This is a genomic window from Xanthomonas sp. LMG 12461 (assembly GCF_009192935.1).
Classification (GTDB): Bacteria; Pseudomonadota; Gammaproteobacteria; order Xanthomonadales; family Xanthomonadaceae; genus Xanthomonas_A; species Xanthomonas_A sontii.
Genome location: NZ_NQYT01000126.1, coordinates 1 through 584, shown reverse-complemented (window position 1 = coordinate 584; position 584 = coordinate 1). Strand labels below are relative to the sequence as shown.

General features: G+C 71.1%; 1 protein-coding gene. It reads left to right on the top strand.

What is annotated here, in order from left to right; translation table 11 throughout:
• Window positions 1-228: 228 nt before the first annotated feature.
• Window positions 229-584: lysozyme inhibitor LprI family protein (locus CEK68_RS20845; protein WP_226978006.1), on the top strand; the 356-nt coding region annotated here is incomplete at its 3' end.

Below are 584 nucleotides of genomic sequence, written 5' to 3'. Positions count from 1 at the left end.
ACCCTGTTCGGGCTGATCCATTCGGTGGACCCGCGCGGCGGCCTGTACCTGCCGTGGACGCTGAGCGGCGTGCCCAAGTTGATCGCCTGGCAGTTCGTCGGCGGCTACCTGGTGCTGGCCGCCTTGCTCGGCCTGCTGTCGTTGCAGAAGCCGCGCGCGGTGCTGGTGGACTGACGGCGGCGCGACAAGCGGTGCCGGGATCGCAACGATGCACGAGAGGAGGATGGCATGAACGCTTGCCTTGGCCTGCGCATGCGTGCGCTGGCACTGCTGCTGGCACTGGGCTGGATGCCCGAGGCCGGCGCGGTGTCGTTCGATTGCAGCAAGGCAACCACGGCGGTGGAGCGACTGTTGTGCACGGACAAGCGGTTGGACGCCACGGAGGAATGGCTGGCCCTGCGCTATGCGGCGCTGCGCGACGTGGTCCCCGCGGCGCAGCGGCCTGGCGTGCGCAACGCGCAGCGCGACTGGCTGGCGCAGCGCCAGAGCTGCCTGGCCGAGACCGATCCGGGCGCCTGCCTGAAACAGCGGATGGAGGCGCGGGTACGCGCGCTGGACGCCGAGTTCGCGCCGCAGGCGGCGCG